Origin of the sequence: Oikeobacillus pervagus (assembly GCF_030813365.1) — a bacterium.
Lineage (GTDB): Bacteria > Bacillota > Bacilli > Bacillales > DSM-23947 > Oikeobacillus > Oikeobacillus pervagus.
Genome location: NZ_JAUSUC010000044.1, coordinates 1 through 23,463, shown reverse-complemented (window position 1 = coordinate 23,463; position 23,463 = coordinate 1). Strand labels below are relative to the sequence as shown.

Here is a 23,463-nt window from a genome sequence, read left to right as displayed (position 1 = left end):
CGAGGGGATTTTGCGAGCTGATGTTGACTTATCGTAGGGAAAAGACGGAGAAATACGCTAGACGATAGGCGCTGGAGCTGGACGATCAAATGCGGGAGCGACTCAGGTCTGGCGTACGGATTTCGCAGTCTTTGACTGAGATAAAGGAAACGAGAGCGAGGGGATTTTGCGAGTTGATGTTGACTTATCGTAGGGAAAAGACGGAGAAATACGCTAGATGATAGGCACTGGAGCTGGACGATCAAATGCGAAGGCATCACAGGTTTGGCGTACGGATTTCGCAGTTTTCGACTGAAAATAAGGCATTTACTCTAAAAAAAATAGTGTTTCACCCTTCATTAATTACATCCTAATTTTAGGAGATCATTCGAAATTTTTCATGCAATTTTCGACAACATCTTTAATGTTTCTCACTTTTAAGATAAAATAATTCTGTTTGGTATTTTTTTCTCTAAAAATAGGAGGGTCTTCAATAATGGTATTTAAACATAAAAAAGATAAATTCATGATCTTGCTTGAGGACATTGCAACAAACTTAAAAGAAAGTGCAGATTATTTCGCTGAATATCAGCTTAATAACGCCGGCGATCTGAAAATCTTCTCTGAACAAATGAAAGCATACGAAACAAAAGGGGATACATATATTCATCAGGTCATTAAAGATTTAAATAATGTCTTTATTACCCCTATTGAAAGAGAAGATATATTAGCCTTAGCCATGTCTATGGATGATGTTCTCGACGGGTTAGAGGAAAGTGCTGCACTTTTTGAAATGTATTCCGTCGTTCATGTTGACGAATATATGAGGAAATTTGTCGATGCTGTCCGTCATTGTGCGGTGGAAATAGAAAAAGCCGTTGCGCTACTATCGTCCAAAAAATTACTGAATATTCGTCAACATGCCATCAAAATTAAAGAATATGAAACAATGTGCGATGGCGTATTACGTCAATCCATTAAACATTTATTCGCTGTTGAAAAAGATCCTATTCGTATTATTAAAGTGAAAGAAATTTATGAAAACTTAGAAGACATTGCTGATTATTGTCAAGAAGTGGCCAATACTCTTGAACAAATCATCATGAAAAACGCATAAGGGGCCTTTAATTATGGATTCTTTATTGACTATTACTGTATTAATTGTTGTATTTGCTTTGGTATTCGACTTTATCAATGGATTTCACGATACAGCAAATGCTATTGCTACATCCGTTTCAACGAAAGCCCTAAAGCCCCGCCATGCGATTATTTTGGCCGCCTGTATGAACTTTTTAGGTGCGATGACGTTTACAGGTGTGGCAAAAACCATTACGAAAAATATTGTGGATCCCTTTACACTTGAAAATGGTTCGATCGTGATTTTAGCCGCTTTAATTTCCGCTATCCTTTGGAATTTAATTACATGGTACTTTGGAATTCCTAGTAGTTCATCACATGCTATTATCGGCTCAATCGCGGGCGCAGCCATCGCCGCTTCTGGTTTTGCTGCTATAAATTATGGAGGTTTTGTAAAAATTATCGAAGCTCTTATTCTATCTCCATTAATCGCTTTCGTAATCGGATATATTATTTATAGTATTTTTAAAGTCGTGTTTAAAGAAAATAATTTACCTAAAACAAATAAGAGATTTCGTACCATTCAAATCGCTACCGCTGCATTACAATCCTATACACATGGAACGAACGATGCCCAGAAGGCAATGGGAATTATTACAATGGCTTTAATTGCAAATAATTACCATGCAACAGATGATATTCCCTTTTGGGTTCAATTATCTTGTGCAACAGCTATGGGTTTAGGGACCTCAATTGGAGGATGGAAAATCATTAAAACAGTCGGCGGAAAAATAATGAAAATCCGCCCAGTTAATGGAGTAGCTGCTGATTTAAGTTCCGCCCTCATTATCTTCGGGGCGACATATATCCATCTTCCAGTCAGTACTACACATGTGATCTCCTCTTCCATATTGGGAGTTGGATCTGCACATCGTATTAAAGGGGTAAAATGGGGAACAGCCCAGCGCATGATTATTACTTGGGTCATTACCCTTCCCATTTCTGCAGCTATCGCGGCATTATCCTATTTTCTATTAAATCTTTTCCTTTAACGATAAAGTGAGGCTTCATTCAGTGAGGGTTTTCTTCATCCCCCACTGAATGTTAGTTGGCCTTATCGGACCTTTAGGGGCAATGATCCTCCACCTATCTTCTTTGTTGCCAAATCATTTTGAGGTCGAGGTTTTACTGCCCGTTAAGTCGGGATAAAGCAATAAGGAATGTTCCATTTTTTGGACATTCCTATTTTTATTAAAATATTGCTATTTATGATAAAAACGAATATTATATTCATTGTGATTTTTTATTGTTCGTATTTTTTGGAGGTTCTATGATGTTTAAATTAGAGGAAAACGGAACGAACGTTAATAGAGAAATTATCGCTGGAATCACAACTTTTTTAACAATGGTTTATATTGTAGTGGTGAACCCTATTATTTTGCATAGTGCTGGAGTTCCTTTCGAACAAGTTTTTATCGCTACGATCATTGCGACCATTATCGGGACGTTGTGGATGGGACTTTTCGCGAATTATCCCATTGGAATTGCTCCTGGAATGGGATTAAATGCTTATTTTACTTTTTCCGTTGTGGGTGGTCATCATATTGACTATACAACGGCATTCTCAGCTGTATTTGTTGCTGGAATTATCTTTGTAATTTTATCCCTAACATCTTTCCGGCAAAAACTTATAGAAGCGATTCCCGATAATTTGAAATATGGCATTACCGCAGGGATCGGGCTTTTTATTGCTTTTATTGGATTAAGACAAACAGGCATTATTGCCGATCATAAGGAAAATCTAGTGGCTCTTGGCGATTTACACAGTCCAACAGCGATCCTCGCCTTTGTTGGCCTTGCGATCACTTTAATTTTGATGGTGATGAATGTAAATGGTGCTTTATTCATCGGAATGATTTTAACAGGGCTGATTGCCTATTTTACTGGACAACTTTCGTTTACCGAGGGAGTTGTATCTGCTCCTTCTATTCCAGATTTGATCATCGATAATCCGATTACAGCGTTTTCAGATGTGATCCAACATGGATTATATGCCGTTGTGTTTTCATTCTTGTTAGTCACGATTTTTGATACAACTGGAACGATGATTGCGGTGGCAGAACAAGCGGGATTAATGAAAGGAAAGAAAATGCCGCGCGTACGACAGGCGTTGCTAGCCGATTCCGTTGCGACTACCTTTGGCTCGGTATTTGGTACAAGCCCAACAAGCGCTTATATTGAATCATCTGCCGGGGTAGCCGCTGGAGGACGAACAGGATTAACTGCGGTAACTGTCGCCATTCTATTTGGTTTTGCGGCTTTCTTTGGTCCATTAGTTCAAGCGGTTTCTGGAATTCCGGCTATAACAGCTCCAGCGATTATAATAGTGGGATGTTTAATGATGGAAAGTGTGGCTAAGATTAATTGGAAAGATCTTGATGAAGCTTTTCCAGCATTTCTCGTCGTCTTAACCATGCCACTGACATCTAGTATTTCAACAGGGATCGCACTAGGCTTTATCTCTTACCCTTTGTTGAAAGTTTTTAAAGGCCAATGGAGACAAGTCCACCCGCTCGTCTATGTATTTGCTGTTTTATTCTTCTATCAGCTAGCTTTTTTACCACATTAACCAAACCTTTATAAAAAGTTGTCTGACTGATGCGGTCGGACATCTTTTTTTGCTAAAAATTTAAAAGTGGAAGGTCTATAGATTCACCGAATACCATTATTTTTAAATAACAGAATATATACTTTTATCATAAATTAAATTAGTTTGAATATTTTTTCTTTTAAAATCTAAACCCTTTTTTTAACAAGTAAATATTATGTAAAGATGATTATATCAGTCCTAACGCTCTCATTTTTGATTTTATTATTCTATTCAATATTTTCTAAATAATATTTCTTTTTTTACAATAGTTGTATAATAAATATTTTTTCACTATTATATTAACATAGTTGCGACAATTTCAAAGATTTTGGGAGTGAGAAGTAAAAATGAGTGCAACAACGGATGAGCAACATTTGCCATTACATTCAAAGAAAAAGGAAAAACATCCCCCTGGTCTCTATTTATTGTTTCTAACTGAGATGTGGGAACGTTTTAGTTATTATGGAATGAGAGCGATTCTTGTTCTTTATTTAACGAAGTCTCTTATTGAAGGCGGACTTGGAATGAATAATAAGACCGCCATGTTAATTTACGGGATATTTACTGGAACCGTCTACTTTATGCCTTTACTTGGTGGATATTTATCCGATCGTTTTTTAGGTAGAAGATTAGCCATCACTCTTGGTGGGATTACAATGGCGATCGGGAACTTTGTTTTATTTTCAAATCAATCTGAAACTTTCTTATATTTAGGATTAGCCTTACTTATTATCGGAAACGGCTTCTTTAAACCAAATATTTCGACACTTGTCGGTGAACTATATGGTGACAATGATCCTCGACGAGATGCCGCATTTACCATCTTCTATATGGGAATTAATATTGGAGCCTTCTTCTCTCCACTAATAATAGGATATATTTCTGAAGATTTATTAGCGCAAACAGTGAATGGGATAACTGAATATGGGTATCGATATGGTTTCTTAGTCTCTTCTATTGGAATGATTATTGGTCAAATTATTTTCAATTTATTAGGAAATCGATATTTGGGTGATATCGGAAAAAAACCAGTTGGTGCACCTAGTAAAGATGAAGCTGGAAATAAACATACAGCCCCTTTAACCAAAAAGGAAAAACAAAGAACAGCTGTTATTTTTATTTTAGCAGCCTTCGTAGTGTTCTTCTGGGCTGGTTTTGAACAGGCTGGTGCTTCTTTAACACTTTATACTGAAAAATTTATCGACCGGGAAATTTTCGGTTGGACCATTCCGGTTTCATGGTTCCAATCTGTTAACCCAGCCTTTATCGTCTTGCTTGCTCCTTTAGTTTCTGCTTTATGGTTGAAACTTTCTAAGAGCAAACGCGGAGATTTACCTGTTCCAACTAAAATGGCGATGGGGATGATTTTATTAGGATTAGGGTTTGGATTTTTAATCATTGCAACATTACAAACAGGTAGTGATCCTGATCATGTTGTCCATAAAGCTAATCTTATGTTTATCATTATGACTTATTTATTCCATACACTTGGTGAGTTATTCCTATCACCTGTAGGGCTCTCCTTAGTGAGTCGGATCGCACCAGTGAAACTTGCTTCATTATTAATGGGGGTTTGGTTAACTAGTTCCGGCTTTGCCAACTATTTAGCGGGATATCTAGGAACTTTCACTCAATCATTAGGGTATCTAGAGGTTTTCGCCTTAATTGGTGGAGTTGCAACCGTACTTGGACTAATCCTATTAACACTATCTAAAAAGCTAGTGAAAATGATGGATTAATAGACTACTAAAAGGACGTCTCGTCATGAGGCGTCTTTTTATACAAAAAAATTCCCCGTCTTAGCGGGGATTGTTCTACTTAACTAAGCAAATGCCTTTGATTCATTTTCCTTCTTAAAGAAACTCTTCATTGCATGGAAGACATCTGCTTTTTGTTTTAGGATATAATAACGGAATTCCTCGTTCTTGATGTGTTTGTAGGCGCTCATGAGGGTTGAATGGCGATTATACTGATTGACTTCACCATATCCGAACATATTCGACACTTTCATAATTTCCTCCACTAATTTTACACAGCGGACATTGTCAGAGGTGAGATTATCCCCATCGGAAAAATGAAATGGATAAATATTGTAACGAGAAGGATGATACTTATCTTCAATGATTTCTAATGCCTTTCGATAAGCAGATGAACAAATCGTTCCGCCACTTTCCCCTTTCGAGAAAAATTCATCCTCTGTTACGACTTTTGCTTCGGTATGATGAGCGATAAATTCGATATCTACTTTTTCATATTTAGTACGGAGAAATCTTGTCATCCAAAAGAAGAAACTGCGTGCCATATATTTCTCCCAAACCCCCATCGATCCGCTCGTGTCCATCATCGCAATAACAACAGCCTTTGAATCTGGCTTCATCACTTCATTCCATGTACGAAACTTTAAGTCTTCAGGATAAATAGGATGGAACTTTGGTTTTCCTCCAATGGCATTTCTCTTAAAAGCAGTAAGCATGGTTTTCTTCTTATCAATATTCCCCATAAGACCTGTTTTGCGAATATCATTAAATTCAATCTGTTCTACAGTCTGCACATCTTGCTCTTTTCTTTTCAAATTTGGCAGTTCCAATTGTTTAAAAAGGGCTTCTTCTAAATCCATTAAGGATACTTCTGCTTCATAATAATCATGGCCTGCTTTATCGCCGGCCCCTTGGCCTTTCCCTGGCCCTTGTTGCGCCGATCCATCTCGTGCAACGACATCACCAACTTGACTGTCTCCCTCACCTTGCCCAACGTGCTTATTTTTATCATAATTATAGCGAATTTTATATTCATCTAGTGAACGAATGGGGATTTTTACAACATCGCGGCCATTGGACATAATAATATTTTCTTCCGTAATAAGATCAGGTAGGTTTTTTCGAATGGCATCCTGAACTTTTTCTTTATGGCGTTGTTGATCATCATGTCCTTTGCGATGGAGGGACCAATCTTCATTTGAAATAACAAATTGATGGTTATCACTTTGACTCATTTTTTCCCCTCCTTAATTTTCTTCACATTTTTCCTTTCTTCGCATACAATATGTTGACTTATTTTATATAAAAAAAGAGGTTGATTACTTTATCCTATGCAAAAACATTAAATAATTTACTAATTCTTTCGATAAATGGTCAAAAGCCTATGATAATGGGACAACTTATATTAAGGTTGTCGTTCTTTTTTGGACAAGCTCTGATTTTACTAGCTACATCTTTAAAATAAATAATTAATAGAGGAAACTTTTCCCTACCATAAACCGTATATTAAGAGGCATCATTATATTGGTAATATCTATTCTCACTGCCCTTACTGGTTAGGGGTAGAATATAATTTGAGGGGGACTTAGTATGCTCATCACTACGACAAATCAAGTGGAAGGAAAGAAAGTTGAGCGTTATTACGGGATTGTTGCCGGAGAGGCCATTATGGGAGCAAATGTTGTACGAGACTTTTTAGCTTCTGTTACAGATGTTATCGGCGGTCGTAGTACATCTTATGAAAATAAGCTATCAGAAGGTCGAGAAATTGCCATTCGGGAAATGGAGGAAAAAGCACGTCGACTAGGGGCAAATGCTGTCATTGCCGTTGATTTAGATTTTGAAACATTACGTGAAGGGATGATGATGTGTGTAGCTACAGGGACAGCTGTTTTTTTAACCGAAAAAGAATGATCAAGACAATCGTCAATGGAATCGCTCTTTATCCATTGACGATTTTTCTTAAAGAGAAAAGACTGTCAAAAAGCGACAGTCTTATCGATTTAGAAGGCTTCCAACATAACGCAGCAACTCATTGGCGGATGTTGAATTATAGCCATGCTCATCTATGAGACGAGCAACCACTTCATTAATTTTCTTCAATTGCTGCTCATCAGGTGTTTTGGTGGATGTTGTAATTTTGACGACATCTTTTAAATCTGCAAATAGTTTCTTCTGAATCGCTTCACGCAAACGGTCATGTGAATTATAATCAAATCGTTTTCCTTTACGTGCATAGGCGGAAATTCTAATCAAAATTTCTTCACGGAATGCCTTCTTAGCATTTTCTGATATCCCTATTTGCTCTTCAATTGAACGCATAAGTTTTTCATCTGGATTAATTTCCTCACCTGTTAATGGGTCACGCAGTTTTGATTTATTACAATAGGCTTCGACATTGTCTAAATAATTATCCATTAACGTTTTAGCCGACTCCTCATAGGAATAGACGAATGCCTTTTGAACTTCTTTCTTCGCAATATCATCATATTCTCGCCGTGCTAATGAAATGAAATTCAAATACCGTTCACGAAGTTCTTCTGTAATGGAGGGGTGCTGGTCAAGCCCTTCTTTTAAAGAACGTAAAACATCTAATGCATTAATAGACGGAACTTCCTTTCGAATAATAGTGGAGGAAATTCGGTTGATAACATAACGTGGGTCGATCCCACTCATTCCTTCATCTTGATTTTCTTTCATCAACTCATCTAAATCAGCGGAATTAAATCCCTCAACATTTTCTCCATCATAAAGGCGCATTTTTTTAATTAAATCGACATCTCCACGTTTTGGTTCTTTCAATCGGGTTAAAATTGTAAACATAGCTGCAACCCTAAGTGTATGAGGAGCTATGTGGACATCGGAAACATCACTTTCACGAATCATTTTTTCGTAAATTTTTTCTTCTTCTGACACTTTTAAATTATATGGAATAGGCATGACGATAATCCGAGAATGCAAGGCTTCATTCTTTTTATTTGAAATGAAGGAGCGATATTCTGTCTCATTTGTATGCGCGACAATTAATTCATCTGCAGAGATTAAGGCAAAGCGACCCGCTTTAAAATTCCCTTCCTGCGTTAAAGACAACAGATGCCAAAGGAATTTTTCATCACATTTCAACATCTCTTGAAACTCCATTAACCCACGATTGGCCTTATTTAATTCCCCGTCAAATCGATAAGCACGCGGGTCAGATTCTGAACCATATTCTGCTATCGTTGAAAAATCAATACTTCCTGTTAGATCGGCAATATCTTGAGATTTCGGATCGGATGGACTAAAGGTACCTATTCCTGTGCGTTTATCCTCTGAGAAGAAGATTCGTTCAATTAATACATCTTCAATACAGCCACTATATTCCTGTTCAAGACGCATCATGTTTAATGGAGATAGATTTCCTTCAATTCTTATGCCATATTCCCGATAAAAATCCTCTCGTAAATGATGTGGAATTAAATGGAGGGGATCTTCATGCATCGGACAACCTTTGATAGCATAGACAGCCCCGGCATCTGTGTAAGAATAAGCTTCAAGCCCTCTTTTTAGCAGGGTCACTAATGTCGATTTCCCACCACTAACTGGCCCCATTAACAGTAGAATTCTCTTTCGAACATCTAAGCGCTTGGCAGCTGGATGAAAATACTCTTCCACTAACCGTTCTAACGCTTCCTCTAAACCAAACAACTCACCACTAAAGAAGTTATACTTTCTTTTTCCATTTATCTCTTCCACACCGGCATCTTTAATCATACTGTATACTCTTGAATGTGCTGATTGAGCAACCCATGGCTTCTCTTTAATAATATTTAAATAATCGGCAAATGTCCCTTCCCATTTCATCTTTTCCTCAGCTTCGCGATGTTGCTCGATCTTTTTTAAAATATCCATAAATGCCTCCCCCTCTTTCTTTTGCGAGACGATTAATATAATCTATGCCTTCTAACAACTGAACATGCTAAAAACGTATACTTAATTCAACATTCATTGTTTTTTGACAAAAAAAGAAACTTCCTCAGCCTACTTGTCTTTCCATTGAAAATAACGTTCCTCTCCTGTAAAATTTAAGATATAATAGGATAAGTGAAAACTTCACATTGGTACATATTAATCAAAAGGAGGCTGCTACTATGAATACACTTATTGTTATTGGAGTCATACTTGCATTCCTAACAGCAATCTTTACATCTGGTTATGAGGATAAACCTGGTACAAATAAATAAGGAAAACAGACTGTATTCCGCCCTTTAAAAGGGGAGTTAACAGTCGGGGTCCATAATGATGAAAAAGGCGCTACCCAAATAGGATAGCGCCTTTTTCATGTATAAAACAGAATAATTAAGATGAATCTTAATGTAAACCAGGAAATTGTTGTTGACGAAGTGCTTCATAAACTAGGATGGCCGCAGTATTGGATAAATTAAGAGCACGAACATGGTCTTCCTCATTCATTGGAATCCTTAAACAATGTTCTTTATTTTTCACTAAAAGATCTTTTGGTAACCCTGTTGTTTCACGACCAAAAATGAAGTAGTGTTGTTTTTCTGTATTAGAAAAATCAAAGGAGGAATAGTGTTTTTTTCCGAATTTCGTAATGTAATAAAACTCCCCATCTTTATTTTTCTCAGCAAACTCTTCAATGGAGTCATAATAAATGATATTCACAAATTTCCAGTAATCTAAACCGGCACGTTTTAGCATTTTATCATCTGTTGAAAAACCTAAAGGTCGTATTAAATGAAGAGTTGTGTCGGTAGCGGCACAAGTTCTAGCAATATTTCCAGTATTTGCTGGAATTTCTGGTTGATATAGTACGACATGTATAGACAAATTTCTTCACCTCTAATTTAAACTCTGAATAATAATATATTATACCATTTTTCAATTGAACACGGTTTTATGATGGATCATCGACAATCGTAAAAAATTTATATTGAATATTTGGTGTATATGCAGTTGAATCTTCATAATTCCAATAGCGTAATCTGCTATTCGACGTATGGGCATTCACAAGGGGCATTCCGTTCGCATCTTTTCCTGTTACAATCGTTGTATGGTCAAATCTTCCGTCTCCTTGAAAGTCGTAGCAAATGACATCTCCCAATTGTAGTTGCTCTGGTGTACTCACTTCTTTAGCCCGTAACCCCACTGTTGATGTCCCTAAATACCAACGAAAAGCATGGGCAACAGACCAACTGAAACTCCAATTATTGCTTCTCATCCACCAGCCCTTATTTCGATTCGGATATCCACGCATTGGAGCTCCCCCTGCATGAAGACATTGTGAAATATAATTGGTACAATCCACATCAAATTTTTTATAAGCAGGATTATAATCATTCCACCATCGTTCCGCATATTGGACGGCCTTCAATCGATTATATATAAAAGGAACCCGCTCATTCTCCTGGTCTTTTTCTAGTTCCCATTCAAGAGGCCCCCCCTCTACTTCCCATATTTCTTCATCTTTTACTAAAATATTCTTATGAAAACTCGCCCTTCTTCTCTCGATTTCTTCTTCAATATAGAATAGATCATGATCCTTTATTACATAATTTAAATGCAAAAGATACGTTATTTCATTGTCATCGTAATTCTCCATTATGTTTCCTTTTCCAGTTACTTTAACAATTTCAACATTTCTCTTTTCCATTAATTGAAGCTTTTTTTTCATTTTATCACATACATCTGGATTTCTTGATTGTACACATTGGTCTAATCTTGCTTGTAAATATTTTTGTAATTGATCACGCACAAAAAATCCCTCCTCATGTTCACTTTATGCAGGAAACATGAGGAGAAACACTATTGAAGCATGATCTCTGCCTTTTGGATTTCTTGTTGAACCGTTTCATCTTTTTCCTTCCCCTTAGCTTCAGAAAGCGCTTCTTTCGCTCTTATTCCACCAATTTTTCCAATCGCCCACGCTGCGGTTCCGCGGATAACTGGGCGCACATCTTCCTTCATCACTTGAATAAGAATGGGCAGAGAACTTTCTTCGTTAAAATGAGCCAAAGCGATAATCGCATTTCTTTGTATCGGCTTTTTTCCACGCCAAGATCCAGAAACAACTCCAAACTTTTGTTTAAATTCTTTATTGCTAATAGTTAATAAAGGCTCCAACAAAGGTTTGGCCAATTCAGGAGACGCAATCATCTCCTCGTGAAAATGAAAGTCGATCCCCTTATTTTTAGGACATACCGTTTGACAAGTATCACAACCGTATAAACGATTTCCTAATTTCTCCTTAAATTCATCGGCAAGGAAATCTTTCGTTTGAGTTAGGAAGGCAATGCAGCTATTGGAGTTTAATTGTCCCCCTTGAACGAGTGCACCTGTTGGGCAAGCATCAAGGCATTTCCGACAAGTACCACATTGATTTTCAATCGGCTGATCCGCTTCAAATGGAAGATTCGTAATCATTTCGCCTAAATACACATAGGAGCCAAATTCAGGGGTAATAATTGAACAGTTTTTTCCACTCCAACCAATTCCCGCTCTTTCCGCAACAGCCCGATCAACTAATTCTCCTGTATCCACCATTGATTTAAAGCGGGCATGAGGAACTTTAGAAGAAATATAATCTTCTAATTTAGTTAGCCGATCTTTCAATATCTGATGATAATCTATTCCCCATGAGGCTTTACAAAAGATTCCTCTTCTTTCCCCCTTCTTCCCTTTAGGGGCTTCCTTTAGTTTTGAAGGATAGGCCAAGGCGATTGCAATAATAGATTGGGGTTTATCAAAGATTAGCGAGGGATCTACTCGCTTTTCAATATCCTTTTCTTCAAAGCCCGATTGAAAATGAAGTTCCTGTTGGCGGATTAAGCGACTTTTTAGTTCTATAAAGGGATCCGCTGATGCAAAACCGATTTTATCAATTCCAATCTTTTGACTATATTTGATAATGTCTTTTTTTAATTGTGTATAATCCATTTCGATCACCTTTCAAAATCGAATCCATATGTTTTTCCTGTTGTAAGTGACTATAGATCATTAGCTGAAATCAGCCTGCACAGTTGGGATCTTCCATCATCATTTATTTATGAGTCAAGTTTGCATTATTAAATTCTATTTGTCATTTTGTCTTAAAAATATAAAAAACGCAATACTTTATTCTATTGAACAAAATACTGCGTTGATCACTATGTATGGAGCGGGTGATGGGAATCGAACCCACGACAACAGCTTGGAAGGCTGTAGTTTTACCACTAAACTACACCCGCATGTTGAATTAAGTATATTCTTGTCGAATCGACTTTTTTATTGTACTTCTTTTCCCCCATTCTGTCAACACCTTCTTTAAATTTTTGTCGAAAATAGGCATGATTTCACTTCAGGAGGAAAAGAAAAACTCTTTTCCCCAATGAAGTGAATCCCCATTCAACATCGTTGATCCTCATATCCATCTTTTTGTTACCTTTATATTGTTTTAACTTTTGTGCATTCCCGAGGCATAGTAGACAATGATAAGGACAATTAGCCAAACCGGCCCCACAATAAGGGCGACCATTGTGTCAGGTGACAAGCCTAGTAGCACAACAACGAACAATAAAAAAGCTATAGCAAAATACGAGCCTATTGGATAATATGGATTTCTAAATTTTAATTGAGCTACTTCTTTTTTACTTAGTTTTTTTCTAAACTTGATTTGTGCTAACAAGATCATCATCCAAGTTAAGATGGCTCCAAATGTTGAAACACTTGTCACATACACGAAAGCTTTTTCAGGTACAATGTAATTGAGAACAACCCCAATTAATAGCACAACCGCTGTGGATAAAATCGCAATAGCTGGTACCCCACTCTTACTTACTTTACTAAAGGCCTTTGGAGCTTGATTCTGCTCTGCCAAATTGAATAACATTCTACCATTACTGAAAATCCCACTATTACAACTAGATAGTGCCGCAGTTAACACAACAAAGTTAATAATACCAGCAGCTTGTCTAATTCCAATGTTTTCAAATGTCAAAACAAATGGGCTTCCTTGTGTCCCGATTTCATCCCATGGATAGATGGACATAATGACAAATAATGCCCCAAAATAGAAAATTAAAACTCGCCAAAATACGGTATTTACAGCACGACTAATCGACTTCTCTGGGTTTTTTGCTTCACCAGCTGTAACCCCTAACATCTCAATTCCTAAATAAGCAAACATAACCATTTGCATGGATAGCATAATTCCTTTGATTCCATTGGGAGCAAAGCCACCATGTTCCCATAAATTGCTTATCCCAGTAGCTATTCCTCCGTTTCCAATACCAAATAAAATAATTCCTAACCCTATGATAATCATGGCGATAATCGCGACAATTTTAATTAAGGCAAACCAAAACTCAAATTCTCCGAAAGCTTTTGAGGCAATTAAATTAATTAAAGTCATTAAGACTAATGCGGTTAATGCCCAAATCCAAGGAGCCACGGTCGGAAACCAAAACTTCATATATACACCAACAGCTGTAATTTCAGCCATACATGTAACAACCCATAAAAACCAATAATTCCAACCTGTAATAAATCCAGCAAGCGGTCCAAGATAATCTTGCGCATATCGGCTAAAGGACCCTGCAACAGGATTTTCTACAGCCATTTCTCCGAGACCTCTCATAATGATTAACATCACGAATCCCGCTACAAGATAAGCGATTAAAATCGCAGGTCCCGCTAATTCAATAGCGGAAGCAGATCCTAAAAATAAACCAACCCCTATGCATGCTCCAAGTGACATTAATGAAATATGACGCTCTTCCAATCCCCGATGTAGTTCTTTATTTTCCATATTCCATTCCCCTTACATTCATCCTATCTTTGTATATTAGGATATAATATTTTGATATAATTTTCTGAATTAACAAAATTGACTGACACTTGTATTGAAAGCGTTATCAATCTGTCCTGCATTTGAATTTTACAATATCGTTTTTTTAATTGCAATATTATTTTAAAAATATATTTTCTCTCATTTCTTATTTTTTATAACTAATTCATATACAAGTATGCAACTGTGGCAAGAGCAATTTACACTTTAAAAGGCGAAAAAAAAAGAAACAGCCATTTCCTACTGTTTCATAAGACTTTACTTAAAAATGATTTTGTACGTTCATTTTGAGGGTTTGAAAAAAGTTCCTGTGGAGAGTTTTCTTCAATGATGTAGCCACCATCCATAAATACGACACGATCTCCCACTTCACGTGCAAAACCCATTTCATGTGTCACGACAACCATCGTCATTCCATCTTTTGCTAGCTGTTTCATTACTTCTAAAACATCTCCAACCATTTCAGGATCTAATGCGGATGTAGATTCATCAAACAACATCACTTTTGGTTCCATCGCAAGAGCCCTTGCAATCGCCACACGTTGCTTTTGTCCCCCAGACAACGAATCAGGATAAACATTGGCTTTATCCTCAAGTCCAACCTTTTTTAGAAGCTCGATTGCTTTGGATTCGGCTTTTTCTTTCCCCCATTTTCTCACTTTTATTGGGGATAAAGTAATATTTTCTAAAACGGTTTTATGAGGAAATAAATTAAAATGTTGGAAAACCATTCCTACTTCTGTTCTGATTTTATTTATATTGGTTTTTTTATTTGTAAGATCCTCGTTTTCAATCATTACATGACCATCTGTTATCGACTCCAACATGTTTAAACAACGTAAAAATGTTGATTTTCCAGACCCAGATGGACCAATAATCACCACTACTTCTTGAGGCTTAATTTCAATAGAAATATCTTTTAATACTTCTACGTCTCCATATTTCTTTTTAAGTCCTTGAACTGTTATCATGATTTTTCCAACTTTCTTTCGATATAATTCAATAAATAGGTTAATGAAAGGGTCAGCACTAAATAGATAATGGCCACACAAATATAAGGCTCCCAAACACGGTAATATTCACCCTGTGCCGCTTGCCCCCAATACATTAATTCTGGCGCCGCGATAATGGATGCAAGTGAAGAATCTTTCAATAGAACGATAAATTCATTTCCAAGTGGAGGAATCATTCGTTTAAAAGCCTGGGGTAAAATGATATGCCTCATAGCTTGGACATGATTCATTCCAAGTGAACGAGCTGCTTCCATTTGCCCTCTATCAATAGATTGAATCCCTGCTCTGAATATTTCTGAAACATAGGCAGATGAGTTTAATGAAAGAGCTACAATAGCAGAAGCAATTGGATTAACTGGGGACATAAATAATGGCATGATTCCGAAATGAATAATTAATATTTGAACAAGTAAAGGGGTCCCTCTTATGCAGTTTATGTATACAGTAAAAGGAAAACGTACCCATTTGTTTTTTGACATTTTTCCGAGTCCAATCAATAGGCCTAATATAAGCCCCATGATCACTCCGATTAGCGATAAGCCAATCGTTAGTAGAGCTCCCTTAAAAAAGAAGGGTAAATATTCTTGAATAATATTGAACTGAAAGTCCATCATTTTACTCCTTTACATGATTCATGGCAGGGAGGCTTTCGCTTCCCTCCTCATGAAAGTCTCACTTTATTTTTCAGCTTTTTTCAAAGATTCCATATCTGGTTCTTCCTTAAACCATTTTTTATAAATTTCAGCATATGTTCCGTTATCTATCATCTTTTGGAATGCCTGATCAAATTCCTTTGTCAATTTACTTCCTTTAGGAAAAGCCATTCCATAAAACTCTGAATCAAAATTTTCCTTATCCATAACTACTTTTAAATTTTCTTTCGGATTATTTTTCACATATTCATTTCCAACCACATTATCGATGACAACCGCATCTACTTCATTATTCTTTAAGGCCATAAATGCAATCGTAATATTTTTATACTTGGCAATATTGCCATTGTTATTTCCTAATATCTTTTCAGCAGCTTCTTGTCCAGTTGTTCCATTCTGTACTCCAATTTTTTTATCTTTTAAATCTAAAGCATTTTTTATGTCGCTTTCCTTTTTCACGACAATCATGTTCGTTGCTTCAAAATAAGGTTTTGTAAAATCATACGTTTTCTTACGCTCATCATTCATTGTAATACCTGCAATAGCAAGATCAGATTGTTTACTTTGAAGATTTGCTAGCATTGCGTCCCAGCCCTCGTGTTTTACTTCTACTTTATATCCAGCTTCTTTTGCCACTGCCTCAACTAAATCAACATCAAATCCTGTTACTTTTCCTTTGTCCATATATTCAAATGGAGCAAATGCGGCGTTCGTACCAGCAATTAACGTTTTCCCCTTTTCATTCCCGTCCGTACTGCTCTTTTCTTCTTTATTTCCACATGCGGCCAACACTAACAGACAACTAAGCATCATAAAGACCGAAATCTTAACCCCTATCTTTTTCATAAATATACAACCACCCTTATTTTTATTAGTTATTACTAAAATAATATACTGAATCTAGTACTTTTACAATATATTTTTTGAAAAATATCTATTTTATTAATATCTCTGAAATATTTCTTGAATGGGTAGACCCCTATTTTCATCATTCGTATCCTTATTTTTACCTCATTTGAACGTAAATCCTCCATCTTTATCACATTCATTTTTTTCACTTCAGCATATTTTAGTCATAAGGGCAGCTTTGTCCAAATGAACATTTAAGGAGGAAATATGATGGGTAGCTGGAATGATCGAAAATTTCTCTGTCGGGAATTTGCTCGAATTCTCGATGGAATTGGAAGCTTAGATGAAAATGGGGTGTGCCTTGTACAAAGATTTCGTGATCTTGACTTTACCATTCTTGGACGTGAAACAAGATCTCCACTAGTCTTACCTCAATTTTTTACATTTGAAAACCTAGATCGAAAGGGAAATGCCTTAAATCTAGGTGAAACCGTCCTTCTTGAGAAGGAAATTAATCCATTATTAACAGAGCTTAGAAAACGAGATATAATCGTAACCGCCATCCATAACCATTGGCTATTCGACGAACCACGAGCAATGTATATGCATTTCGAATCAATAGAACCCCCTCTTGATTTTGCTCGAAAAATCAGATCTGCTTTTCGAGTGTTGAAATCATAATGAATGATGACCACTACAAAACCGCATCTTTTGGATGATGCGGTTTTGTATACCAGTAAAAAATGATATCGATTCTTTTTTAAAATTTGTAAATAAAAGGATGAGACGATTAAAGGATACGAAAAGTACAAATTTCTTTGGAAACTTTGTTTCCAAATCATTTTAAGGTGGGGGTTTTACTGCCGTTATGGTGGGATAAATAATCGGGTAAATGACATGTATACAATTCTAATAAATTTGAATTTTGTTCTAAACAAGAAATCGTTTTAGAGTTGGGCTCGAAATAAATGATAGGATCATCTCTTTCACCCAAATTTTCTTGAACTGAAAATGCTAAGATTTCTTCATTAAGTGAAAATTCAGCATGTACTCCAGGCTTGTTACCGCGAGCATCTATGCGAATCCATCGGTTTAAAGAACGAAGGAAAACCGCGTTAAACGCATGAAGGGAAAACCCTTTATCTGGTGTATCAAAGATCATGAGACGTTGATAACAAAATCCTGTTGGGATCCCTTGTGATCGAAGAAATGCAGCCAATAAATTCGATTTTGCGTAGCAGATGCCTTCTTTATATTTTAAAACATCTGATGCCCTACAAGTAACCTTCGTACTCTGAATATCCCAAGAATGGGCAATTTGATCCCTTACAAATTCAAAAGCGACCTTGACCTTCTCTATTTCCGACTGTTCATCACCAAACAATTCAGCCGCCATTTCCTTAATCAAAGGATGAGAAAAATTAACCACATCTAATTCCTTCAAATATTCATTCAAATCCGAAGACTCAGCAATGATCTCCATCCTTTTCAATCTCCATTCCAAGTGTATTTTTACATAATAACAACATTTTGTTTATAAATATACAACCGATGTGGCTAATTCATGCAAGGATAGCCATTGTAAAATAGATTGATGAGCTCGGAAAATATGAGCATAAATAGCTCCTAACATAAGAATGACGAATAGTACTGCTGATCCAATAGCTAATATCGACTCCATATTCCTCCAATTGCCCAATGAATAATCCTTCAAATCCAAAGACTCAGCGATTCGTCTCCATTTTCCAGTTGGAGTTAATTTAATTGATTCTCTTATGTTAATATTCTTTTTCAGAAATAACTTCCCCTGTCATGGCATCAATATACCGAATAGGGGTTCCAGAATGTTTATTATACGCCTGATAAACAAGAGTATGGGATTCTGGTTCACTATCATAATTTTTGTTCCACTCTAATTTAAAATCCAAATGATTGATAAATATATCACATGCTTCTTTTTTAGAAATTGCTGGTTCAGCAGATATCTGACTCAGTTGTTTCATCTCGACAATCGGTCCACTATAATAATCAATTTGTCCGGTTTTTCGATTGACAGCAACCCGAACAAATTCTAAATGAATTGGGATTCCATGCCCATTATGCATACGGAATTCAAAGGATTCCTTATCATGTTCTTCTTCCTCGTTTTCTGTGACAAACAATTGTAAATACTGAAAATAATTCGGAAAGATCTTTTGTAAAATATTAATAGCCTTTGGAAAACACTCTTCTCGACTAAGATCAAGATTGCCATTTCGCTCAAAAAACCAAATAAAACTTTTGATTTTACCCGTTTTCTTTGAAATTATGGCCGTAACTGTATCTTTTGAATGTCTCTTGAAAAGACCCTTCATAGATAGATCTCTTCCCTTCATCTCCCAATCCTTATCACGCCATACAATGCCCATTTCATCTTCCCCCATATCAACTTCACGAATGACTTCCATCCTCTTTGTAATTCCAATAATCTCTTCAATGGATAAATCATTGTGTACGATCGTACTTGTCGGAGCAGGAAGTGAGACAAAATTTTGAAGTTCCTCTTCTTCATGGCTAATCGTTAAAGTTGGTTCCAAAACGTCTGCTTTATATTTCATAAAAGAAGGACTTGGCACATACACTAGGCGCAGTGCATCTTCTGTTACATCATGAAGATTAGTATATAAATTTGCAATTCTTAACTGAAACTCTAGTTTATTCTGTACATGTTTAATTAGTTTTTCTTTTGAAATCAACGGAGTTTTTATTTCAGGTAGCTGTTTTACATCTTTATATTTAAACTTAACAATATTTCCTGTACGGTCAATATCAATAAAACACTCACCTTGACCAAGCGGTAAATCCATTACGATTTGGCTATAGTAAAAACGATATGTATCCGAAAGTTTTTTTGTTTGATATAAGGTTAAATCTTTTAATGCGTCTGGATACTGACTAATGAAGAATTGTTCAGCTCGTTCTCTTCTTTCTTCTATATTTAAAGAGATCACATTGGGATTATGATCCTTCTTGTCAATCGTTAAACCTATCAAATTACCGGCAAGATCTAGATTAATAGTAATGCCTTCATTTTGTTCTTCATTTCCCCAAGAAAACATTGCCTCCCCTTCTCCATTTTCCCCCTCAAAATATTCCTCTAGGATGGGTTGAAAATAATTAGGTATGTCGACCATCGATAATGCCCGTTTCTTTAATTTTTCTTTTAGCATGCTAGCCCTCCTCTAAGTTTCGATCATGATTCATATTACACTTTAATTCGATTTTCTTTATGATAAAAAGATTTTTACAACGGCCCTTCCCGCTTTAACAAAATAGCTTGAGTGTCGGGGACTACTTAGGTAATATTCCGTCCTTAAGTTCGTCCACCGATAACATTTGGTAAGAGTTGTGTATTTCAAAGTACTCCTTTATACTTGACTCAATAAAAAGTTATTAGCCAATATGAAATATACGAATTTTTTTAAGGAGGAGAAAATATGAAACTAGGCGCATTTTCTGTAAGTATAAATGTAAAAGACATCAATGTTTCAAAGTCATTTTACGAAAACCTAGGATTTCAAGTCTTTGGAGGTGATATTACTCAAAATTGGCTAATTATGAAGAATGAAAATTGCATAATTGGACTGTTCCAAGGAATGTTTGAAAAGAACATTCTAACTTTCAATCCAGGATGGAGTCAAGAAGCCGAAAACCTCGATTCCTTTACGGACGTAAGAGAACTACAAAAACAGCTTAGAAAAAAAGGAATTGAAATACTTACTGAAGCAGATGAATTAACTGAAGGACCAGCACATTTCACACTTGAAGATCCGGATGGTAATCTCATACTTATAGATCAACACCGATGAAAAATAGATAGAACGTTACAAGAAAACTATATAATCATGGAATAAAGTCAACGTTCGCAGGGGAACTCGGCAAAAAACCTTGATATAACAGAATGGCCGAAGATACACTGTTCAAGTTGACTTTGAATTATTTTTTTGATTTTCTTATCAACCTGATTTACGACATCTTGATGAAAATAATAAACCATTTTTTAAATGTTACTCCTTACCATGATTTTTAAAGTTATTTTCAATAAATTTCTGTTCCTCTTCTTCGCTCATTAATCCCGTAGCTTTCCCAACGTTGCCACCTTGAAGGTCCCAGAAATAATTGTGATCAGCATCTACATCGCTAAAGTCCCCCGCTTTCCATTTCTTTGCGATTGCTAAAAGAGCAGATTTATCGTTAAAATTACTAGATTCAATAACCGAGTAAACTTCGTTGATGGTTTTTGGTTCCATCTTAATAGCTCCCCATTTTTCATCTGCCACCACTTTTTGATGAGTCATTTTATGCATTATTGAAACGATTTCATCTTGAGTAGAATCCCCTTTAATTTGGATTGAATGAATAACTCCCCCGACTTCTTCAGACTGATCCTGGCTGGATTCTACAGAATGAACACCTTCACCAACTCGAGAACTATTCGAATCCTCTGCTAAAGAACTGAAATTTTGAAAAATTAGTACGGATACTAAACCAATAAATAATATTAAAGTAACCATTGTCGTTATGATAATGACTATTTTTTTCTCCATGGTTTCCTCCAGGAATAATATCAACATTACCAAAAATAGGGCTATATGACTATTTTATCATATACTTTCAATTACTTTTATAAAGATTAATAAGATGGCAGCAAAAAGGAATTTTCATTTAGATAACAGACTTTAAAATGTTTATCACCATCAGTTTTCTCTTTTTAATTATACTCAGCTCTTCTTCTAATAATTCTTCTTCCTACAACAACCTCCCCTATGCATTCGATTTTAGATTATTTTTATCCTTTCAAAAGAACGCAAAAAAGACTCCAACATTGCTGTTGAAGCCTTAGTCTTACTAGTATTATAAGATACCGGTGGCCGGGGTCGAACCGGCACTCCCGAAGGAACACGATTTTGAGTCGTGCGCGTCTGCCTATTCCGCCACACCGGCATATTAGAGGCGGCAACCGGATTTGAACCGGTGATAAAGGTTTTGCAGACCTCTGCCTTACCACTTGGCTATGCCGCCATATAAGAGCGGAAGACGGGATTCGAACCCGCGACCCCCACCTTGGCAAGGTGGTGTTCTACCACTGAACTACTTCCGCATACTGGGCTAGCAGGATTCGAACCTACGAATGACGGAGTCAAAGTCCGTTGCCTTACCGCTTGGCTATAGCCCAATAATTAATATGGGGCGACTAGTGGGAATCGAACCCACGAGTGTCGGAGCCACAATCCGATGCGTTAACCACTTCGCCATAGCCGCCATAATATAAAACAGGGGCAGTAGGAATCGAACCCACACTGGAGGTTTTGGAGACCTCTGTTCTACCGTTAAACTATGCCCCTAAATGGTGGAGGGGGGCAGATTCGAACTGCCGAACCCATAGGGAGCGGATTTACAGTCCGCCGCGTTTAGCCACTTCGCTACCCCTCCAAAATATTAAAATGGTGCCGGCCAGAGGACTTGAACCCCCAACCTACTGATTACAAGTCAGTTGCTCTACCAATTGAGCTAGGCCGGCAAAATATGGCTCAGGACGGAATCGAACCGCCGACACAAGGATTTTCAGTCCTTTGCTCTACCGACTGAGCTACTGAGCCAACTAATACATTATGTATTAAGTGGCGGTCCGGACGGGACTCGAACCCGCGACCTCCTGCGTGACAGGCAGGCATTCTAACCAGCTGAACTACCGGACCAATAATTGCGGGGGCAGGATTTGAACCTGCGACCTTCGGGTTATGAGCCCGACGAGCTACCGAACTGCTCCACCCCGCGACGATATGAATATGATGTATGGTGGAGGATGACGGGATCGAACCGCCGACCCCTTGCTTGTAAGGCAAGTGCTCTCCCAGCTGAGCTAATCCTCCGATGCAAATGATATACAATTGGATGTGTTTTTGGAATATTTCAATTACTATGGAAAACTAAAATTAATGGTGACCCGTACGGGATTCGAACCCGTGTTACCGCCGTGAAAGGGCGGTGTCTTAACCGCTTGACCAACGGGCCATACATATTATGGCGGAGAGCAAGGGATTTGAACCCTTGAGACAGCGTTAACCGTCTACACGATTTCCAATCGTGCTCCTTCGGCCACTCGGACAGCTCTCCTTATGGCTCCGCAGGTAGGATTCGAACCTACGACCGATCGGTTAACAGCCGATAGCTCTACCACTGAGCTACTGCGGAATGATTCGCCTGGCACCGTCCTACTCTTGCAGGGGGACAGCCCCCAACTACCATCGGCGCTGAAGAGCTTAACTTCCGTGTTCGGTATGGGAACGGGTGTGACCTCTTCGCAATTGCCACCAGACTATTAAAAAGACAATGTAATTATAACATTTTCTATAATAAAAGCAAGAGAAATTATTCTCTCAAAACTAGATAAATGTAGTAGCATAAACTCGAAGTAACCCATTTTCATATCCATCAATAACCTACTGAATAATTGGTTAAGTCCTCGATCGATTAGTATTCGTCAGCTCCACATGTCACCATGCTTCCACCTCGAACCTATCTACCTGATCATCTTTCAGGGATCTTACTAGTTAAACTATGGGAAATCTCATCTTGAGGGGGGCTTCATGCTTAGATGCTTTCAGCACTTATCCCTTCC

General features: G+C 37.2%; 20 protein-coding genes, 16 tRNA genes and 2 rRNA genes. 7 read left to right on the top strand and 31 right to left on the bottom strand.

The features are described from left to right. Positions 1 to 475 precede the first annotated feature (475 nt). From J2S13_RS13770 to J2S13_RS13755, 4 genes are all read left to right on the top strand, one after another. Positions 476 to 1,096, top strand: a complete 621-nt coding sequence (locus tag J2S13_RS13770; protein ID WP_307258343.1) for a DUF47 domain-containing protein — start codon at positions 476 to 478, stop codon at positions 1,094 to 1,096. Between the two features lie 13 nt (positions 1,097 to 1,109). After that, entirely contained in the window at positions 1,110 to 2,108 is a 999-nt protein-coding gene (locus J2S13_RS13765) for an inorganic phosphate transporter (RefSeq protein ID WP_307258342.1), read from the top strand. A 281-nt stretch (positions 2,109 to 2,389) separates the two neighbouring features. Continuing rightward, on the top strand, positions 2,390 to 3,685 hold the full coding sequence (locus J2S13_RS13760) for an NCS2 family permease (RefSeq protein ID WP_307258341.1): 1,296 nt from the start codon (positions 2,390 to 2,392) through the stop codon (positions 3,683 to 3,685). A 368-nt stretch (positions 3,686 to 4,053) separates the two neighbouring features. Continuing rightward, positions 4,054 to 5,445 (top strand): peptide MFS transporter, encoded by a 1,392-nt coding sequence (locus J2S13_RS13755; protein ID WP_307258340.1) that lies wholly within the window; start codon positions 4,054 to 4,056, stop codon positions 5,443 to 5,445. An 83-nt stretch (positions 5,446 to 5,528) separates the two neighbouring features. Here J2S13_RS13755 and yhbH read toward each other — a convergent pair whose 3' ends face one another. Beyond that, a complete protein-coding gene (gene yhbH, locus J2S13_RS13750) occupies positions 5,529 to 6,698 on the bottom strand; it encodes a sporulation protein YhbH (protein WP_307258339.1) in 1,170 nt (389 codons plus the stop codon). Positions 6,699 to 7,053: 355 nt separating this feature from the next. Here yhbH and J2S13_RS13745 point away from each other — a divergent pair, with 355 nt between their 5' ends. Continuing rightward, positions 7,054 to 7,377 carry a YbjQ family protein gene (locus J2S13_RS13745; protein ID WP_307258338.1) on the top strand — a complete coding sequence of 108 codons (324 nt, stop codon included), beginning with the start codon at positions 7,054 to 7,056 and terminating at the stop codon, positions 7,375 to 7,377. Between the two features lie 81 nt (positions 7,378 to 7,458). Here J2S13_RS13745 and J2S13_RS13740 read toward each other — a convergent pair whose 3' ends face one another. The 9 genes from J2S13_RS13740 to J2S13_RS13700 form a co-directional block, all read right to left on the bottom strand. Beyond that, complete coding sequence (locus tag J2S13_RS13740; protein WP_307258337.1) at positions 7,459 to 9,354, bottom strand: PrkA family serine protein kinase; 1,896 nt, start codon at positions 9,352 to 9,354, stop codon at positions 7,459 to 7,461. 459 nt (positions 9,355 to 9,813) lie between these two features. Further along, entirely contained in the window at positions 9,814 to 10,293 is a 480-nt protein-coding gene (gene trmL, locus J2S13_RS13735; protein ID WP_307258336.1) for a tRNA (uridine(34)/cytosine(34)/5-carboxymethylaminomethyluridine(34)-2'-O)-methyltransferase TrmL, read from the bottom strand. A gap of 67 nt (positions 10,294 to 10,360) precedes the next feature. Then, the gene (locus tag J2S13_RS13730; protein ID WP_307258335.1) at positions 10,361 to 11,218 is read right to left on the bottom strand and encodes an amidase domain-containing protein; all 858 of its coding nucleotides are present in this window, start codon (positions 11,216 to 11,218) and stop codon (positions 10,361 to 10,363) included. A 50-nt stretch (positions 11,219 to 11,268) separates the two neighbouring features. Then, positions 11,269 to 12,399: a tRNA epoxyqueuosine(34) reductase QueG gene (queG, locus tag J2S13_RS13725; RefSeq protein ID WP_307258334.1), complete on the bottom strand. Its 1,131-nt coding sequence runs from the start codon at positions 12,397 to 12,399 to the stop codon at positions 11,269 to 11,271. A 216-nt stretch (positions 12,400 to 12,615) separates the two neighbouring features. Then, positions 12,616 to 12,689: transfer RNA gene (locus tag J2S13_RS13720), tRNA-Gly, on the bottom strand. 206 nt (positions 12,690 to 12,895) lie between these two features. Further along, positions 12,896 to 14,248 (bottom strand): amino acid permease, encoded by a 1,353-nt coding sequence (locus tag J2S13_RS13715; RefSeq protein WP_307258333.1) that lies wholly within the window; start codon positions 14,246 to 14,248, stop codon positions 12,896 to 12,898. A 287-nt stretch (positions 14,249 to 14,535) separates the two neighbouring features. Then, positions 14,536 to 15,258, bottom strand: a complete 723-nt coding sequence (locus J2S13_RS13710) for an amino acid ABC transporter ATP-binding protein (protein ID WP_307258332.1) — start codon at positions 15,256 to 15,258, stop codon at positions 14,536 to 14,538. Next, on the bottom strand, positions 15,255 to 15,911 hold the full coding sequence (locus J2S13_RS13705) for an amino acid ABC transporter permease (RefSeq protein WP_307258331.1): 657 nt from the start codon (positions 15,909 to 15,911) through the stop codon (positions 15,255 to 15,257). Before J2S13_RS13705 ends, J2S13_RS13710 begins: the two co-directional genes overlap by 4 nt. Positions 15,912 to 15,977: 66 nt before the next feature. Beyond that, positions 15,978 to 16,799 carry a basic amino acid ABC transporter substrate-binding protein gene (locus J2S13_RS13700; protein ID WP_307258330.1) on the bottom strand — a complete coding sequence of 274 codons (822 nt, stop codon included), beginning with the start codon at positions 16,797 to 16,799 and terminating at the stop codon, positions 15,978 to 15,980. A gap of 273 nt (positions 16,800 to 17,072) precedes the next feature. On the opposite strand from J2S13_RS13700, the gene J2S13_RS13695 reads away from it, so the two are divergent. After that, the gene (locus tag J2S13_RS13695; RefSeq protein ID WP_307258329.1) at positions 17,073 to 17,483 is read left to right on the top strand and encodes a DUF1259 domain-containing protein; all 411 of its coding nucleotides are present in this window, start codon (positions 17,073 to 17,075) and stop codon (positions 17,481 to 17,483) included. A 157-nt stretch (positions 17,484 to 17,640) separates the two neighbouring features. Here J2S13_RS13695 and J2S13_RS13690 read toward each other — a convergent pair whose 3' ends face one another. From J2S13_RS13690 to J2S13_RS13680, 3 genes are all read right to left on the bottom strand, one after another. Further along, positions 17,641 to 18,285, bottom strand: a complete 645-nt coding sequence (locus J2S13_RS13690) for a transglutaminase-like domain-containing protein (RefSeq protein WP_307258327.1) — start codon at positions 18,283 to 18,285, stop codon at positions 17,641 to 17,643. 51 nt (positions 18,286 to 18,336) lie between these two features. Beyond that, the gene (locus J2S13_RS13685; RefSeq protein ID WP_307258326.1) at positions 18,337 to 18,501 is read right to left on the bottom strand and encodes a hypothetical protein; all 165 of its coding nucleotides are present in this window, start codon (positions 18,499 to 18,501) and stop codon (positions 18,337 to 18,339) included. Positions 18,502 to 18,580: 79 nt separating this feature from the next. Continuing rightward, the gene (locus J2S13_RS13680) at positions 18,581 to 20,011 is read right to left on the bottom strand and encodes a YcdB/YcdC domain-containing protein (RefSeq protein ID WP_307258324.1); all 1,431 of its coding nucleotides are present in this window, start codon (positions 20,009 to 20,011) and stop codon (positions 18,581 to 18,583) included. A 267-nt stretch (positions 20,012 to 20,278) separates the two neighbouring features. Here J2S13_RS13680 and J2S13_RS13675 point away from each other — a divergent pair, with 267 nt between their 5' ends. Continuing rightward, entirely contained in the window at positions 20,279 to 20,650 is a 372-nt protein-coding gene (locus J2S13_RS13675) for a VOC family protein (RefSeq protein ID WP_307258323.1), read from the top strand. A gap of 198 nt (positions 20,651 to 20,848) precedes the next feature. On the opposite strand, the gene J2S13_RS13670 is transcribed toward J2S13_RS13675, so the two are convergent. The 18 genes from J2S13_RS13670 to J2S13_RS13585 form a co-directional block, all read right to left on the bottom strand. Continuing rightward, positions 20,849 to 21,388 (bottom strand): DUF6241 domain-containing protein, encoded by a 540-nt coding sequence (locus J2S13_RS13670; protein ID WP_307258322.1) that lies wholly within the window; start codon positions 21,386 to 21,388, stop codon positions 20,849 to 20,851. A gap of 315 nt (positions 21,389 to 21,703) precedes the next feature. Further along, a tRNA-Leu gene (locus tag J2S13_RS13665) sits at positions 21,704 to 21,785 on the bottom strand. 7 nt (positions 21,786 to 21,792) lie between these two features. Beyond that, a tRNA-Cys gene (locus J2S13_RS13660) sits at positions 21,793 to 21,863 on the bottom strand. 7 nt (positions 21,864 to 21,870) lie between these two features. Beyond that, positions 21,871 to 21,942: transfer RNA gene (locus J2S13_RS13655), tRNA-Gly, on the bottom strand. Between the two features lie 3 nt (positions 21,943 to 21,945). Further along, positions 21,946 to 22,017: transfer RNA gene (locus J2S13_RS13650), tRNA-Gln, on the bottom strand. A gap of 10 nt (positions 22,018 to 22,027) precedes the next feature. Then, a tRNA-His gene (locus tag J2S13_RS13645) sits at positions 22,028 to 22,103 on the bottom strand. Positions 22,104 to 22,115: 12 nt separating this feature from the next. Continuing rightward, positions 22,116 to 22,186, bottom strand: a tRNA-Trp gene (locus tag J2S13_RS13640). Positions 22,187 to 22,189: 3 nt separating this feature from the next. Continuing rightward, a tRNA-Tyr gene (locus J2S13_RS13635) sits at positions 22,190 to 22,274 on the bottom strand. Between the two features lie 12 nt (positions 22,275 to 22,286). After that, positions 22,287 to 22,362, bottom strand: a tRNA-Thr gene (locus J2S13_RS13630). Between the two features lie 6 nt (positions 22,363 to 22,368). Continuing rightward, positions 22,369 to 22,441 (bottom strand) — tRNA-Phe (locus J2S13_RS13625). 22 nt (positions 22,442 to 22,463) lie between these two features. Then, positions 22,464 to 22,540 (bottom strand) — tRNA-Asp (locus tag J2S13_RS13620). Positions 22,541 to 22,545: 5 nt separating this feature from the next. Then, positions 22,546 to 22,619, bottom strand: a tRNA-Met gene (locus J2S13_RS13615). Between the two features lie 19 nt (positions 22,620 to 22,638). Beyond that, a tRNA-Val gene (locus tag J2S13_RS13610) sits at positions 22,639 to 22,714 on the bottom strand. A gap of 67 nt (positions 22,715 to 22,781) precedes the next feature. Further along, positions 22,782 to 22,856: transfer RNA gene (locus tag J2S13_RS13605), tRNA-Glu, on the bottom strand. 10 nt (positions 22,857 to 22,866) lie between these two features. Further along, positions 22,867 to 22,958: transfer RNA gene (locus J2S13_RS13600), tRNA-Ser, on the bottom strand. A gap of 3 nt (positions 22,959 to 22,961) precedes the next feature. Then, positions 22,962 to 23,036, bottom strand: a tRNA-Asn gene (locus J2S13_RS13595). A gap of 7 nt (positions 23,037 to 23,043) precedes the next feature. Continuing rightward, positions 23,044 to 23,160: ribosomal RNA gene (gene rrf, locus J2S13_RS13590) — 5S ribosomal RNA — on the bottom strand. 135 nt (positions 23,161 to 23,295) lie between these two features. Further along, a 23S ribosomal RNA gene (locus tag J2S13_RS13585) occupies positions 23,296 to 23,463 on the bottom strand; the annotation flags it as partial.